This window comes from Paenibacillus hamazuiensis (genome assembly GCF_023276405.1).
In the GTDB taxonomy this organism is placed as follows: domain Bacteria; phylum Bacillota; class Bacilli; order Paenibacillales; family NBRC-103111; genus Paenibacillus_AF; species Paenibacillus_AF hamazuiensis.
Window position 1 is genome coordinate 3,947,389 of sequence record NZ_JALRMO010000001.1, and the last position, 15,182, is coordinate 3,962,570.

Annotated in this window: 10 protein-coding genes; 1 reads left to right on the forward strand and 9 read right to left on the reverse strand. The window is 60.1% G+C overall.

What is annotated here, in order from left to right; translation table 11 throughout:
* The gene (locus MYS68_RS17295) at positions 1–1,029 is read left to right on the forward strand and encodes a LacI family DNA-binding transcriptional regulator (protein ID WP_248927030.1); all 1,029 of its coding nucleotides are present in this window, start codon (positions 1–3) and stop codon (positions 1,027–1,029) included.
* A gap of 675 nt (positions 1,030–1,704) precedes the next feature.
* Here the strand turns inward: MYS68_RS17295 and MYS68_RS17300 are convergent.
* The 9 genes from MYS68_RS17300 to MYS68_RS17340 form a co-directional block, all read right to left on the reverse strand.
* A complete protein-coding gene (locus MYS68_RS17300; protein ID WP_248927031.1) occupies positions 1,705–2,979 on the reverse strand; it encodes an MGH1-like glycoside hydrolase domain-containing protein in 1,275 nt (424 codons plus the stop codon).
* 35 nt (positions 2,980–3,014) lie between these two features.
* Positions 3,015–5,663, reverse strand: a complete 2,649-nt coding sequence (locus MYS68_RS17305; protein ID WP_248927032.1) for a glycoside hydrolase family 78 protein — start codon at positions 5,661–5,663, stop codon at positions 3,015–3,017.
* Positions 5,664–5,724: 61 nt separating this feature from the next.
* A complete protein-coding gene (locus MYS68_RS17310; protein ID WP_248927033.1) occupies positions 5,725–7,068 on the reverse strand; it encodes an ABC transporter substrate-binding protein in 1,344 nt (447 codons plus the stop codon).
* A 27-nt stretch (positions 7,069–7,095) separates the two neighbouring features.
* Positions 7,096–8,544: an apiosidase-like domain-containing protein gene (locus MYS68_RS17315; protein ID WP_248927034.1), complete on the reverse strand. Its 1,449-nt coding sequence runs from the start codon at positions 8,542–8,544 to the stop codon at positions 7,096–7,098.
* Positions 8,541–10,379 carry a DUF5605 domain-containing protein gene (locus MYS68_RS17320; RefSeq protein WP_248927035.1) on the reverse strand — a complete coding sequence of 613 codons (1,839 nt, stop codon included), beginning with the start codon at positions 10,377–10,379 and terminating at the stop codon, positions 8,541–8,543. The genes MYS68_RS17315 and MYS68_RS17320 overlap by 4 nt, the downstream gene beginning before the upstream one ends.
* 57 nt (positions 10,380–10,436) lie before the next feature.
* Positions 10,437–11,921: an FGGY family carbohydrate kinase gene (locus MYS68_RS17325; RefSeq protein WP_248927036.1), complete on the reverse strand. Its 1,485-nt coding sequence runs from the start codon at positions 11,919–11,921 to the stop codon at positions 10,437–10,439.
* 10 nt (positions 11,922–11,931) lie between these two features.
* On the reverse strand, positions 11,932–12,870 hold the full coding sequence (locus MYS68_RS17330; protein ID WP_248927037.1) for a transketolase family protein: 939 nt from the start codon (positions 12,868–12,870) through the stop codon (positions 11,932–11,934).
* Complete coding sequence (locus tag MYS68_RS17335; RefSeq protein WP_248927038.1) at positions 12,867–13,706, reverse strand: transketolase; 840 nt, start codon at positions 13,704–13,706, stop codon at positions 12,867–12,869. Before MYS68_RS17335 ends, MYS68_RS17330 begins: the two co-directional genes overlap by 4 nt.
* Before the next feature lie 28 nt (positions 13,707–13,734).
* Positions 13,735–15,174, reverse strand: coding sequence for an L-fucose/L-arabinose isomerase family protein (locus MYS68_RS17340; RefSeq protein WP_248927039.1), 1,440 nt, complete (start codon positions 15,172–15,174; stop codon positions 13,735–13,737).
* Between the last annotated feature and the right edge of the window lie 8 nt (positions 15,175–15,182).

The following is a 15,182-nucleotide window of genomic DNA, read 5'->3' on the forward strand; positions in this document are numbered from 1 at the left end:
ATGAAAATGGAAGACATCGCGAAGCTCGCAGGCGTCTCCAAATCGGCGGTTTCGATCGCGCTTAGCGGCAAACCCGGCATCGGCGCGGAAACGCGCGAGAAAATATTGAAAATCGTGAAGGACACCGGCTATTTACCCAGACCGATGGTCAGGGCCGGCCAAGCATCCGGCGTCAGCAACACGCTGCGTTTTGTCGCCTGCACGAATTCCGGCATCGTTTTGGAGCAGTATTACAAGCAGCCCTTTTTCATGGAGCTGATCCACGATATCGAAGAGCAGTGCCGTTCCCGCGGATATTCGCTGTTGTTCTCCTCCGTTCATACCGGCGACTTCGAATCGGCCGTCGCTGAGCTGGAGGAGGGGCACGAGTCCGGCGGCATCATCCTGCTCGGGACAAACCTGACCGCTCGGCAGGTGCAGTTCGTCGCCGGCAAGCAGCCCCGCCTCGTCGTGCTTGACACGTGCTACGAGACGCTCCCGGTGCATTTTATCGTAATGAACAATGTGATGGGCGCATATCAGGCCGCCAGGCATCTCATGGACCTCGGCCATCGGCGCATCGGCTACGTCCAATCCCATTCGCGGATGCACAATTTCGATTCCCGCAAAAAAGGCTTCCTGAGTGCGCTCGGCGAAGAAGGCATCGGTCCGGACGAGGAGCTTCTCTTCTCCGCCGCTCCGACGACGTTTTCCGCCCAGGAGGAGCTGAAGGAGCGGTTCGCCGCGCTCGGCGACCGGATGCCGACCGCCTTGTTCTGCGAATGCGACTACATCGCGATCAGCGTCGTCAAAACGTTGACCGAGCTCGGCATCCGCGTGCCGGAGGACATCTCGATCGTCGGCTTCGACGATATTCACGAGGCGACGGTCATTTCTCCCGAGCTCACAACCGTGCACGTGGAGAAAGGGAAAATTGCGGAGCTCGCCGTCTCGACGCTGGTTGATATGATCGAAGGCGGCAGCACGGTGAAGACGAAATCGCTGATCGATACGAAGCTCGTCGTCCGGCAGTCGAGCCGCGCGATTTAAGCCCGGCAGGGTCCCCTACCCGCGGCGGGATGCCGCCCCCGATGACGCATGGGCCGACACTCTTGGGATTCCCCGCCAGCCGTTTACGATCGGCCGTGAACGGCCGGTCTGCAGCACGGCAGGCCGGCGAGGCGGCAGCATCGGAACAGGCCTTCCGTTCCCCAAGAACCGCCCGGCAATAGCGGAAATTATTTCCGCTATTTTCAACGAAGTTCCCTCATCCGCAAAATTAAAGGAACTATTTTCCTCTAATCTGGCTTCAAACGGTCCGCTAACCGAAAAATCAGGCATTTAACGCACTGCAGTTCCGCTAATTTGGAGAAAACGGCCGGAATCCGCCTAATTAGCGAACTACAGTTCCGTTAATTAGGAAAACGGCCGGATTCTGCCGATTTAGCGAACTACAGTTCCGTTAATTAGGAAAACGGCCGGATTCTGCCGATTTAGCGAACTACAGTTCCGCTAATTGTGAAAACGGCCGGATTCTGCCGTTTTAAGCGAACTGCAGTTCCGCTATGAGCCCGGCATTCTATATCGCAAGTTTCCGGACTTCCCGGACAAGCTTCCGGCCTGCCGGCCCTGGTCCCCACCCGTTGGTTCCCGGCCACGGCCAAACGCCCCCCTCGAGACTTTCTACCTGCCGCAGCCCGCTTCCCCGTTCCAGTTGGCGAATGTTCACTCGTTCAAAAACCGGCTGAGCGGCTCCGCGCCGTTCCATTCGTCCACCATGTTCAGCACGAGCAGGTTCCAGTTGAGGAAGCCGCCGTTCATGACGGGCGCTCCCGTTTCCGGGTCGTAATATTCATGCAGCGTGCCCGTCTTCTCAAGGTCCCGGCCGAGCAGCTCCAGCGTGCCGCGGAGAATGTCCCCGGCTTGCTTGCGGAAGCCGTAATTCATAAGGCCCCGGAACACGACATAGTTCACGACGATCCAGATCGGACCGAGCCAGTTCGACGGGTTGTTCGTAGCCGAGATGTCGTACATCTTCTCGTCGCGTGCAAGCGAACAAATGCCGTACCGGCTGCGGAACGTGTTCCGGTCCTGTGCATGCTCCAGCGCGAGAAACGCCGCTTGGGCCGGCTCCGCGATGCCCGACCAGAGCGGAATGAACCCGGTCCAGGCGCGGATTTTGATCGGCAGCGATTTCCAGAATACGCCGAGCCCTTTATGAAACCAGTCGTAGGCGCGCGTCTCAATATCGACATCGACCGAATAAAAAAACTTGTCGCGCCGGTCCCAGCCTTCTTCCCGCACCGCCTCCGCCAAGGCGTCGGCTTTCGCTCGGTAATGAGCGGCCCGGTCTTCGCGGCCGAGCTTGCGGCAGATCAAAGCCATCGCCTTCAGCTCGCTCACCATAAACCCGTTCAGGAACGTGTTCGCCGTCGAAAACCGCGGCCGCCCGAACGTCGCCGGGTCGTTGTCCATCCCGATCATCACGTCGTCCGCCCATACATAAAGCCCGGTGCGCTCGTGATAGTAATGGCGGTCATAGCAGGCGAAATATGCTTCCAGCTTATCGGCATAGCCGCGCACCCATTCCACGTCGCCGGACCAGCCGCTGATCAAAGCGATCTGCTGGCACAAAAACGGCTTATGCATGTTCAGTATGTGCCCCTGCTTATGCTTTTCGATCAAATACGGCTCCGCGCTATCCCATTTGCAGATCATCATCGGGATGTAGCCGTCCTCGAGCTGGTGGTCCATAAAATTGTGGACGTTGCCTTTGGCGTGCCGCAAAATCCGCTTCTTTTCCTCCGTCCCCTCCGCCAAATTCAGCAGCGCATAGACGGCCCAAAACGAATCCCAATCCCACAGATTGCCGTCATAAATCGAGCCGGGATCGACAAACGGATATTTCAAAAAATGCACCGGTTCCTTCAGCGTAACGTCCATCTTGCTGCGGATGTAAGTCCTCAGCGAATCGGCATAAGCCAGGTGCTGCTGTTCCATACGTGCCGTCTCCTTCCCCTAGGCCGTAAACAAGGTTACCCCAAGCTTCGGCTTACAAATTCATACCGCCCGGAGCCGACGCGGAATGTCCGCTTTCCGGCTGCGGAAGCGGGCAGTTCTTCGGCCCCCGCGGGCACGGTCAGCTCGCCGTCGGGCACGTATACCGTGGCGGTGGTGTTGACCGGGACATCGATTTCCAGCGTGAAGCGGTCGCCTTTTTTTTTCCAGGACGAGCCGATCAGGCCGTATCCGCTTTCGAAGCTCGCCCGCACCTCCGTCAGCCTGCCGCCCGGTCTCGGGTGAATGACGATATGCTTGAACCCCGGCTGCTGCGGGTCGGCGTCGATTCCGGCCATATAGCGGTACATCCATTCGCCGACCGAGCCGAGCGAGTAATGGTTGAACGAATTCATGCCGGGGTCTTGGAAGCCGCCCATGTCCGTCCAGCCGTCCCAGCGCTCCCAAATCGTCGTCGCGCCGTGCCTCACCGAATAAAGCCACGACGGGAACGTATCCTGATGCAGCAGCGTGTACGCGAGCTCCTCCAGCCCGTTTTCGGTCAGCGCCGGCAGCAGGTACCCTACACCGAGGAAGCCGGTGGACAAATGGTTGCCGTTTTCCCGGATCAGCTGCTCCAAACGGTTCACCGCAAGCGGCTTCAGCTTTTCCGGCAGAAGCCCGAAGTAGAGCGCCAGCACGTAAACGGTTTGCGTATCTCCGCGAATCATGCCCGTCTCATCGACGTACTCGCGCACGAACGCCTCGCCGATCTGCTCGAACAGCTCGCGGTACCGCCGTTCGTCTTCGCTTCGGCCAAGCACCCCGGCAATCTGCGAGAACAGCTTCGCGCTGTAGGCAAAATAAGCGGTGGCGAGCACATCCTTCGGCGTATCCGCGTTGATCGACAGCCAATCTCCGTAGTTGGCGTAGTCCGGGCGAATGAGGTTATTGCTGTTCGCCTTCAAGTATTCGACCCACCGCTTCATCGCGTCATAATTGTCTTCGAGAATGGCGCGGTCTTCGTACATCAGGTAGAGCGTCCACGGAATAATCACGCCCGCATCGCCCCAACCTGCATTGTCCGGCGCGAACCATTTGACGCTGCTCACCTGCTTGAACTCGAACCAGCCCGCATCCGGAGCGACATCGGGGAAAGCGCCTTCCGGGCTTTGGAAGTCGGTGATGTCGTTCATATACTTGACGAAAAAACGCGAAACGTCCATGTTGTACGACGCGGTGCGGATGAAAATTTGCGCGTCGCCCGTCCAGCCGAGCCGCTCGTCGCGCTGCGGGCAGTCCGTCGGCACGCTCAAATAGTTGCCGCGCTGGCCCCAGCGGATGTTGCTGATCAGCCGGTTAACCATCTCGTCGGACGTCATCAGCGCTCCGACCGCCGGCGTGTCGGAATGAACGACTCTGCCGGTCACGGTGTCCGCCGACGGTTCACCGGCAAGCCCTTCCACCTCGACGAAGCGGAAGCCATGGAACGTAAAATGCGGCTCGAACGTTTCGACGCCTTCGCCGCGCAGCACGTAAACGTCCTTTTGCACCGCCCGGCGCAAATTTTCCGTGTACAGGCGCCCGTCTTCCTGCAGCATCTCGGCATGGCTGACGGAGATGCGTGTGCCTGCCACGCCGCCAGCCTTGAGGCGCACCCAGCCGACCATGTTTTGGCCCATGTCGAACATAAACGTGCCCCATTCGGTGCGCCACATTTTGACCGGCACAAGCGACTCCGTCACGCGCACGGGCGGATCGATTTGCGCCACCAGCTTGCCTTCGTAAGGCTCGAACGTCTCCGCCCGCTGCCAGCCGCTTTCCGCGAATCCGGGGACGTCCCAGCCCGGCCATTCCTCACGGGCATCGTACGTTTCCCCCATCAAAATGTCCGAGTATGCGATCGGCCCGGTATTCATGCTCCACGACCCGTCGGATATAACCAGCTCGCGCTTGCCGTCCTCGTACTCCAGCTCAAGCTGCATCAGGAGGCGCGGGCTTGTGCCGTAAATTTGCCGGCCCATCATGCCGACATGACCGGCGTACCAGCCCGTGCCGAGAATGGCGCCGAGCGCGTTGGCCCCGATCCGGACCGAGCCCGTCACATCGAACGTCTGGTACTGCGTGCGAATGTTATAATCGGTCCAGCCGGGAGCGAAGCGGTGATCGCCGACCTGCGAGCCGTTCAAGTGCGGTTCGTAAACGCCGAGCGCCGTACTGTAGAGCGTGGCTCTCCGTACCGGACGGTCGACCGTGAACTCCTTGCGCAAATATAACGCCGGGGGAAGCTCCGCTTCACTGTCCATCGTTTTGCCGATCCAGGACGATTTCCATTCGCTTTGCCCGAGCAGCCCCATCGACCAATACTCGATGCCGCTCCAATCGGACGCTTCTCCCGACCGGTCCCACACCTGCACCTTCCAATAGTAAACTTTGCCCGATTCAAGCGGAGCTCCCTCGTAGACAATTTGTACGGAACGGTCCGATTCGACTTTCCCGCTGTCCCACACATCCGCTTCGCCGCGCCGAAGCGGCTCTTCCCCGGACGCGACAAGAATACGGTAAGCGCTTTGCATTTGCGCCGTTTGCTCCGACTCCAGCAGCCAGCTGAATCTGGGCCGCAGCGTATCCAGACCCAAAGGGCGCTTAGTTCCTTCCACCCTCAGTCTGCGTATGGTTAAACTCATTGGTTTCTCCTCCCGAAAGTTTGGCTTTTAAGGCTTTATAATTGGCTTTTTGCGAAACAGGTTATTTATTGGCGAGACTTGCAATCCCTTTGTTTGCCTCCTCCTCCGCATTCCGCCGCAGCGTGTTCAGATCTATGTTTCCCAGGGACAGATCGACCACCGATTTCGTATATGCTTTTTCCACAATCGAATCGTATTTCGTTTTCGGCATGATCGGAGCAAAGGAGTTGTAAAATGCGGCCTTAAGGTTTTTATCCTTAAACCGGCTTTCCTGTCCGTAGGCGGTTTTGAATTCGTCGCCTTTCAGCACGGACATGACCCCTTTTTTCGCGTTTTCCTTTTGCACTTCATCGGAGGTCAAGTACTGGATAATTTGAAAAGCCTCTTCCTTATGTTTGCTGAAGTTCGGGATCAGAAAGTACGTCGGGTAGCTTTGCGTGCCTGTGCCGGGCAAATCCTGGAACGTCGGCGCGGACGTCATATCCCAGTTGACCTGGGCGAAATCCTGCGGCAAAAGTGTCGGCAAGGTGGAGATCATGACGAACATCGCCAACGTCTGATCCTTCGTAAACTGGTCGGTGTAGGGCAACTTGTTGCCACGCGCCTGAATCCCCTCCCTGTAGCCGGCGTCCGATGCCGGATCTTCGAAGAACGTCTGGAACATTTTTTTCCATCGCTCATCCTTATTGATCGTTGCCTGCAGCGACTGAGGATCGACAAGCGGCACGGAATACGGATTCATTCGGATCACATGGGACGGAGAAACGGCAAGGCCCATATATTGTTTGCCTCCGTCCCGTTTGTTCAGCTGCTTTGAAAGCGCCGTCACCTCGTCCCACGTCATTCCGTCCTTCGGGTAAGCAACCGCAAATTTGTCGAATATATCTTTATTGTAATACAAAATCATATTGTTGGTATAAACCGGAAGTCCCCAAATCTGCCCGCCTGCCGATTTCTTCATCGCTTCGATCGCGGTAGGTTCGAAACGGCTTAAATCGACCTTGTACTTTTTGATCAGGTCGGTCAAATCGAACTGCAGGTTGTTGTCCGGCACACTGGAAAAAAAGCCGCCGATCGATTCATAGTAAATATCGATATTTTGCCCGGCCGTGATCTGGTTTTGAATTTTCAACGCATCGTTGCCGCGGGGATTGATGAACTTGATCGTATAGTTCGGGAACTTCTTCTTGATGGCGTTACCGAAATTTTCGTTCCACGACTCCTCGGAGTCGCCGGGCGCCGAATAAACGGTGATCTCCACCGGTCCGGCATTGCCGGGCGCAGGGACGGCCTGCGGGTCGGCTTCCTTGGGCTCTGCGGTTTCCACGGTTCCACTTGTGCAGCCTGCCGCAAGCGTTAACGCTGCGAGCAAGCCGATCGACACAGCTGCATGTTTTCGATTCAAGGGAATCCCCTCCATATGGATTTGGATTTACTGCACCTGCCTCAAACGCAATGCCATATACGATTTGCCCGGCAGCCCGATGCTGCATTCGCCTTTGGCTAACCAGGTGAGCCGTTCCACGGTCATCTCCCACGTATCGACCAGATCGACGGCGTATGCCTTCCCCTCCGGCAGCTTCAGCTCCCAGGAGGACGGGCGGCTTATGCCGAAATAATGCCAAAACAGTTCGCGTTCCCCCTCCGGCCGCCACACATCCGGCAGCCCTTGCTCCATAAGCTTCCGCAAAAAGGCGATCCGCTGCGGGCTGTCTCCGATCAGCCGGCCTCCTTTGGAGATCCAGTCGCTTTTTTCGAAAAACACTTCGCCATGGGAAGCATACCCTCCCTGCACCATCGTTTCCCAAAAACGCCGCACAAGCTCCTCGCCGGAAATGTTCCCCCATCTGCGGGGCGCGTTCCCTTCGTAGCACATTTCGTCGAGGACGAGCGGCTTCCTGTGTGTTTTCAGCCAGCTTGCCGTCAGGCCGGGCTCCCAATGCTGCACGCTCTGATGCGTTATCCACGGCTTGGAGAAGTCGTAGGTGGAAGTGCGTTCGTAATCGTACATTTTGGTCCCATTATGAATCGAACGCAGACGGCCGTAAGGATCGCGCGCCTGCACGAAGCGAAGCAGCCGGTCCCAGTCCGCCACCGTTTTATGCTTGTTGAAATCGTATTCGTTGGCGATCGACCACCAGACGTTCCGGTAAGCGGACAGCCGCGCAATTACATAACGCAAATATGCCTCCTCCGTCTCCGGCTCCATCTGCTCGAACCCCCACACTTCCTGATCGTACGGGTGAAAAAGGATGACGTCCGCCTCGATTCCAAGCCGCTGCAAATCTTCGATGCGCCGCTCCAGATGGGCGAAAAAGTCCGGATTAAACCGGCTGACGTCATGACCGCCGGTCCGGTTTCCGGCGAACGCGAGCATTGGCGGATCCATCGCCCCGGTCGGCAGCACGCACATGCGCGCCTTATTGAACGGTGAAGCGGCCAGCGTCTCCAGCGTCTGCCGCTCCTCCTCTTCGCTGCCATGGTGAAACCAATGGTACAGCGTCGTGCCGAACGGAAGATAAGGCGTACCGTCCTCGTATTCGAAGCGGTACGTATCCTTGACGCGAATCGGTCCATGATTGGCCGGGCCCGGAGGGATGACGCGAAAGCTCCCCCTCAGACCGCCAAGCTCGTGGCAGCTGCTGTACGTCACGAAGCTCCATTCCCCTTCGGCATCGGGCATGAAGCGCAGCTTGTAGACGCCGCCGCCGTCGTAAAAGCCGTCCGCCTCCACCACCCGATTGCCGTGGCGAAAGGCAGCGCGGAATGAAACCTCGCGGAACGGATTGCCCTCTTCCGGACCGCGGAAGCCGATTTCGAACCGGCCCCAACGCTCGACTTCCGTTTGTTTTTCGCCGTAATCCGCATTGCCGCCGTTCATCGTGCTCCCTCCGTTCCTATGGCACCCATCCGCTTCGCCGGGCGTATGAAATTGTCGTTTTCCTCCGCTCGCTGCCTAAGCGCCTCTCTGTCCTTCTCGCTGATCGCAGCTCCTTGCAAAGCGCCCTCTCTTGCGGCCGTGCTGCGGATGCGCAGCGCGTAGTAGGGCTGCGACGGCAGCTCTATGCGCATGCTGCCTTCATAGAGAACCGGCAGCGTCAGAACCGTCATGTTCCATGTGTCCACGATATCCACGGCATAACGTCCTTCCGGCAGTTCGAACTGCCGGTACGGAAACCGGTGAATGCCGAAATATTGCAAGTAATACACGCCGTCCATCCCTATCGTGGCGGCGTCGTAAAATTCCGGCATATACCGCAGGCCCGTGGGCGCGGCTTCCAGGATGCCGCGAAGAAACGCGATGCGGGCTGACGCCTCCCCGCGCACCGCGCCTCCGTGCGTGTGCCAGCAGGTGTTGCCGCGGGAGGGTGCCGCAATGCAGCCCGGTGCGGCCGCTTCGCCTTCCGCCCCGGGGTTCGGAGCTTCGGCTCGGGATGCCGCGGACTCTTCGCTCTGCGCCGGCGAGGCGGCCCCGATACGCGCAGCGTACGTCAAGGAATCGTCCTCCGATCGCCCGGTTAAACCGCCTGGCTCCTCGTAAGCGGCATCCTCCTTCGCGCCCGGCAGCAGCATCTCGCCGTGTCCCGCGTAGCCTCCCCGGCATACGGCGGTCCATATGCGGCTGACCATTTCCTCGCCGGGCAGGCTCGCTTCCCGCGCCGGCGCGTTTCCTTCGCAGCCGCATTCGTCGAGGATGACCGGCTTGCCGTGCAATTGCGCATAAGCCGACGTTTGACTCGGGTCACCGCTTCGCAGGCTGACGTGCGTAATCGCGCGGTCGCCGAAATCCGTTAAAGGTTCGTCGCTGTGGATCGTCAGCAGATGGCCGTACGGATCGTTCTCCCGAATGATCCGGAGCAATCGTTCCCTCTCCCGCCACGAGCGCGAGCACCCGTTTCGTCCCTGATCTCCGGGCCGCAAAGCCCACCACACATTGCGGTACGCGGCAAAACGGGCGGCCAGCTGTTCGAGCCTGCGGTCCCGCTCCCCGGGCTCCAGTCCACCGTCCGGCGTCCATTCATCCCGCTGCCTAAGCTCCGGTCCGCCTTCCGGCGTCGAGCCGGCCTGCTCCACGGGCTCCGGTCCACCGTCCGGCGTCCAACCATCCCGCTGTCCGGACTCCGGTCCACCCTCCCGCCCCGTACGTTGTTTCCGCGCAATACCGCCTTGATCCCTGTCTTCAATGTCGAGCAGCAGCTCCGCTTCTATGCCCTTTTGCATCAGCGCCGCTATCGCTTCTTCCAGCGCCTGCAGCTCCGGCTCCGCGGCGCTGAGCCCGACGCTTATCCGAACCTTGTTGAACGGACTTTGCGTAAGCGACGCCACTGTGTGCGCCGCGTTTTCCCGCCGCAGCCCGTGCAAGCACGTTGTGCCGAACGGATAATACGGCGTTCCGTCGGCGTAGGCAAAGGAACGTTCGCCGGAAACGCGAACCGGCCCCTTGTTGCCGGCGGCCGGGGCCGTGCAAAGCAGGCTGCCGCAAGCCGGCTCGCCTCCCGCCGGAACGCCCGTCACCTCGTAAGACCATTCGCCTTCTTCATCCGGCATAAACCGGATGCGGGGCGTACCGCCGGAAACGCCGAAAGCCGCCGCCACGACGACTCTGTCTCCTTTGCGAAAAACGACTCTCGCTCCCCGGTTTTCCGGGGCATCGTACATACCGGGCAAAGCGAGTTCAAACACACACCATCGCTCAACCCGCCAGGTGGTATTCACTGATGTCAACGCCTCCTTGCGCCATAGGCTAAAGCAATCATCGAAAACGCCGAGCCGCTACGCAATCACCGCGCGAACGGCGTTTTTCCAGCCTGCATAATAGGCGTCGCGGACCGCCCGCTCCATGAGCGGCGCATACTCGCCGCCGCTCGGAATCAGCTCGGCGAGCTGCTCCGGCCCGCTCCAGAAGCCGCTGCCGAGTCCGCCGAGCATCGCGCAGCCGATGGCCGAAAGCTCGGGAACGGCCCCCTGCACGAGCCGCGTTTGCAGCAGATCCGCCTGAAACTGCATGACGAACCGGTTGCCGGTCGCCCCGCCGTCCGCGCGCAGCTCCTGCAAAGGGACGCCGGCCTCGGCCTCCATCAGCTCCACCGTTTCCCGCACCTGGTAGGCGATGCTTTCGAAGGCGGCGCGGATGATGTGCCGCCGATCGGTGCGGCGGCTCATGCCGACGAGCGCCGCCCGCGCGTTCGGCGCCCAGTACGGCGCGCCGAGCCCGACGAACGCAGGAACGAGGTAGACGCCCTCGTTATCCGCGAGCTCGGCCGCCTGCGCCTCCGCATCGGCGTAGTCGGCGAACAGCCCGAGCTGGTCGCGCACCCACTTCACGCAGTCGCCGGTGCTGTGGATGATGCCCTCCAGCGCATAGTCGACCTTGCCGCCGCATCCCCAGGCGATCGTCGCAACAAGCCCGTTCGCCGGGTTCGCCGGCCGTGCGCCGGTATTCATCATGACGGACGTGCCGGTGCCGTAAGTCGCCTTGGCCATGCCCGGGCGGTGGCACATCTGCCCGAACAGCGCCGCCTGCGAGTCGCCGATGACGCCGCATATCGGCACCTGCTCGGCAAACAGCGCCGGGTCGGCGGTGTGGCCGTAGACGGCATCGCTCGGCCGCGGCTCCGGCAGCGTTACGCCGCCTACGCCGAACAGCCGAATCAGCTCCGGATCCCACTGCAGCGAATGAATGTTGAACAGCGAGGTTCGGCTCGCGTTCGTATAATCGGTCGCATGCACCGCACCGCCGGTCAGCTTCCAGATGAGCCAGCTGTCGATCGTGCCGGCCAGCAGCTTCCTCGCCCGCCCGGAGACAACCGGCTCGGCATGATCCAAAATCCAGCGAAACTTGCTCGCGGAAAAATACGGATCGATCACAAGTCCGGTCTTCCCCTGCACCGTCCGCTCATGGCCGTCCTGCTTGAGCCCGTCGCAAAACGCGGCCGTACGCCGGCATTGCCAAACGATCGCGTTATACACGGGCTCCCCGGTGTCCCCGTCCCAGACGACCGCCGTTTCCCGCTGGTTGGTGATCGCGATAGCCGCCAGCTGCTGCGGGACCGCCTCCGCCTCCCGCAACACCTCGCGAATCGCCGTCACTACGTTGCCGTAAATTTCCAGCGGATCGTGCTCCGCCCAGCCGGGTTTAGGGTAAAACTGCCTGTGATCGAGCGAAAACTTGGAGCGAACGACGCCGCTGCGGTCGATCAGCAGAGCTTTTGTACCCGAGGTGCTTTGGTCAACGGCGATAATCCATTGCTTCTCCATTCGAGCCCCTTCACCCCTTGCCAGACATCGCCAGCGCCACGGTACGGACGTTCGCCGCGCTGATGCCGTAATGCGCAAACACCTCCGACGTTTTGCCGGTGATCGCCGGCTCGTCGGGAATGCCGAGTATCCGCATCGGCACCGGGCGGTGCTGCACGACCGTTTCGGCTACGGCCGCACCGAGTCCGCCATAAATGCTGTGCTCCTCCAGCGTAATGATCCGTCCGGTTTCCTCCGCCGCCTTTAAAATCGCCTCCGTATCGAGCGGCTTGATCGTATGCATATTGAGCACGCGGCAGCCGACCCCATCCGCGCGGAGCAGGTCTGCGGCGTCCAGCGCCACACGTACCGTTTCCCCGGCTGCAATCAGCGTTACGTCATTGCCTTCCCGCATCGTGACCGCCTTGCCGATTTCGAACGGGTAATCGTCCGACTCGTAGCTGTCCTCGACCGGGTTGCGTCCGATCCGCACATAAACGCCGCCTTCGTGCGCAGCAAGCGCTTCGGTCATCCGCTTCGTTTCGTGCCGGTCCGCCGGCAGGATGACCGCCAGCCCCGGAATCGCCCGGGTGACGGCGATATCCTGCAGCGAATGGTGCGACATGCCTAGCGCGCCGTAGCTGACGCCCCCGCTGATGCCGATCAGCTTCACGTTCGTGGCGGAATAAGCCACGTCCACCTTCACCTGCTCGATCGCGCGCATGCTCAGAAAACACGCCGGGGATGTCACCCACGGCTTTTTCCCGGAATGCGCCAGCCCCGCGGCGATGCCGACGATATTTTGCTCGGCGATGCCGGTTTCGACGAACTGCTCCGGCAGCTCCTTGACAAACGGCACCATCGACGCCGAGCCCCGCGAGTCGCTGGCGAGCAGCACGATATCGCGGTCCTTCCTCGCAAGCTCGAGCAGTTTTTCGCAAAGCGCCTGTCTGTTCGCTATTTGGTTCATACCCGATCCCCCGCAATCTCCTGCAATTGTCCCGCAAGCTCGGCCAGCGCCTGCTCCAGCTCGGCGTCGCTTGGCACATGATGGTGCCAATGCGGCACATTTTCCGCAAACGACACGCCTTTGCCCTTGGTCGTGTACGCCATCAGCAAAATCGGCTTTCCCGCCTCGCGCGGAGCGGCCTGCAGCGCATCCACCAACTCCGCCATGTCGTTGCCGTTAACGGGGACGACGTTCCAGCCGAACGCGGCCCACTTTTCCTCAAGCGGCTCCAGCCCCATGACCTCCTCGGTCGTGCCGCTGATCTGCAGCTTGTTGCGGTCGATGATGCCGATCAGGTTGTCGAGCTTGTAATGGGCCCCGGCCATCGCCGCCTCCCACACCGATCCTTCCGCCTGCTCGCCGTCACCCATCAGCGTGTAGACCCGATACGGCTTGCCGTCCATTTTCGCCGCCTTCGCCATGCCCACCGCAATCGACAGCCCGTGTCCGAGCGCCCCGGTGTTCATCTCGACTCCCGGCACCTTGTTGTTCGGATGCCCGATGAGCCGCGAACCGAAACGGCTGTACGTCTTAAGCTCCTCCTTCGGGAAAAACCCTTTGTCCGCCAAAATGCAGTACAGCGATTCGACGGCATGCCCCTTGCTTGCGATAAAGCGGTCGCGCTCCTCCCATTTCGGGCGGGCGGCGTCCACTCGCATCACCCCGTAATAAAGAGCGACCAAAATGTCCGTATTGCTGAGCGACGAGCCGGTATGGCCCGTTTTCGCATGATGGATCATGCGCAGCAGGTCCATGCGGATCTGCACCGCTTTTCGCCGCAATTCGTCGATATTCATGGCTTCTCCACCCTTTCTCTGTACATGGTCATTTCAAATCGCTGCCGCGCAGCCAAGCCTGAATTTCCGCCACCGTCGGATCGACAGGGTCCGGCGTAAGGCCGGGGATATAGGTGCACGCCTCGTACAGCACGGGGATCACGTCGGCGTGAATGCCAACGGAGTGGTGCACGTATGGGCCTTTGACGAGTTTTTCCTCCCACAACGGCCAGTCGTTCACTTCCACCCATACATACGAACCTCGCGTATACGGTCCCTGGATGCCCTTCGCTTTTCCGAGAAAAATCGAATATTCCCCATGGTCCCCGTCAAAACGCGCAAGCGTCATCGTGCCGCCCTTGATCTCCCCTTCGTGCGTGCCCGGCGAATGATCATCGAACAGGAAGTGCTTGCGCAGCTTCGGCTTATCCTGCTCCACCGTGAGCGATACCGGGAAGTTGCCGCAGTGAAACAGCAGCTCGCCGTTTGGGTTTTCCGGGTGGCGAATCGTCAAATCGGCGAAAAACGTCGGCGCCGCATTCATCGTCGCGGCCTGCACCATCACCGAGGTGATGGCACCGTGAATGTCCGTTTCGCAAGTGACCGGAATTTGCTCGTCCGTGAGGATCGCGTTAGCCAGGCAAGGCATGATGCCGAGCGCGTCCTGCAGTGACGACCAGCACTGGATCGCAATTGCGGTGCTGCCCGTTTTGACCGCGTAATCCTTCATCGCGACTTTCAGCGCGGCGATTTTGCGGACCGCCTCTTCTCCGACCTCGGAATAATCGAGCGTTTCCTTAATATATTGAATAGCCGCCAGCAGCGCCGGCGTGTCGGAGGCGGCGGCTTTTTTCGTCGCGCTTTTGATATCCTCCAGCGTGATCGGATGAATTTCGATGCCGAACCGCTCCAGCAGCTCGCCTTCGTTGCAGATCATCGTCCAAAAGGACGCCGGACGCGGCGCGATTTGCAAAATGCGCAAGCGCCGGAACTCCTTCACCACGTTGGCGGCGGCCACGAAGTTTTTGAAGCCGCGCTCGAACACCGGATCGTCGACCCGGCTGTTCGTGATGTACGTGAACGGCACGTTAAAGCGGCGCAGCACCTTGCCGGTCGCGAACAGCCCGCACTGCGTGTCGCGCAGCCGCATGCCGTCTTCGAGCGGGCTTTCGTCGCGCGGCCCCCACAGCAGCACCGGCTTGCCGAGCGCCTTGGCGACCCGCGCCACCGTATCTTCCGTGCCGAAGTTGCAGTGCGGGAAAAACACCGCATCCACCTCGTGCTGTTTAAAATGCTTGATGATTTCCTCCGCATTGAAGTTGTCGTCGTACAGCAGCCCCTCGGTGTTCAGCCCTTCCAGGTCGACGATGTCCATGTCGAGGCCGAAGCTTTCGATTTTATTGCGAATGAGCACCTTGTATTTGAACGCATCCTCCGCGCTGAAAACAAACCGTCTTGTCGGCGCGTAGCCTAACGTAATTTTCGCCATAAGGGGGT

What these genes read in the sequence shown, in the direction of transcription:
- MYS68_RS17300 (WP_248927031.1), bottom strand. Translation starts at nt 2,979, where the DNA reads ATGGAACAGCAGCACCTGGCTTATGCCGATTCGCTGAGGACTTACATC.
- MYS68_RS17335 (WP_248927038.1), bottom strand. Translation starts at nt 13,706, where the DNA reads ATGAATATCGACGAATTGCGGCGAAAAGCGGTGCAGATCCGCATGGAC.
- MYS68_RS17325 (WP_248927036.1), bottom strand. Translation starts at nt 11,921, where the DNA reads ATGGAGAAGCAATGGATTATCGCCGTTGACCAAAGCACCTCGGGTACA.
- MYS68_RS17305 (WP_248927032.1), bottom strand. Translation starts at nt 5,663, where the DNA reads ATGAGTTTAACCATACGCAGACTGAGGGTGGAAGGAACTAAGCGCCCT.
- MYS68_RS17330 (WP_248927037.1), bottom strand. Translation starts at nt 12,870, where the DNA reads ATGAACCAAATAGCGAACAGACAGGCGCTTTGCGAAAAACTGCTCGAG.
- MYS68_RS17315 (WP_248927034.1), bottom strand. Translation starts at nt 8,544, where the DNA reads ATGAACGGCGGCAATGCGGATTACGGCGAAAAACAAACGGAAGTCGAG.
- MYS68_RS17295 (WP_248927030.1), top strand. Translation starts at nt 1, where the DNA reads ATGAAAATGGAAGACATCGCGAAGCTCGCAGGCGTCTCCAAATCGGCG.
- MYS68_RS17340 (WP_248927039.1), bottom strand. Translation starts at nt 15,174, where the DNA reads ATGGCGAAAATTACGTTAGGCTACGCGCCGACAAGACGGTTTGTTTTC.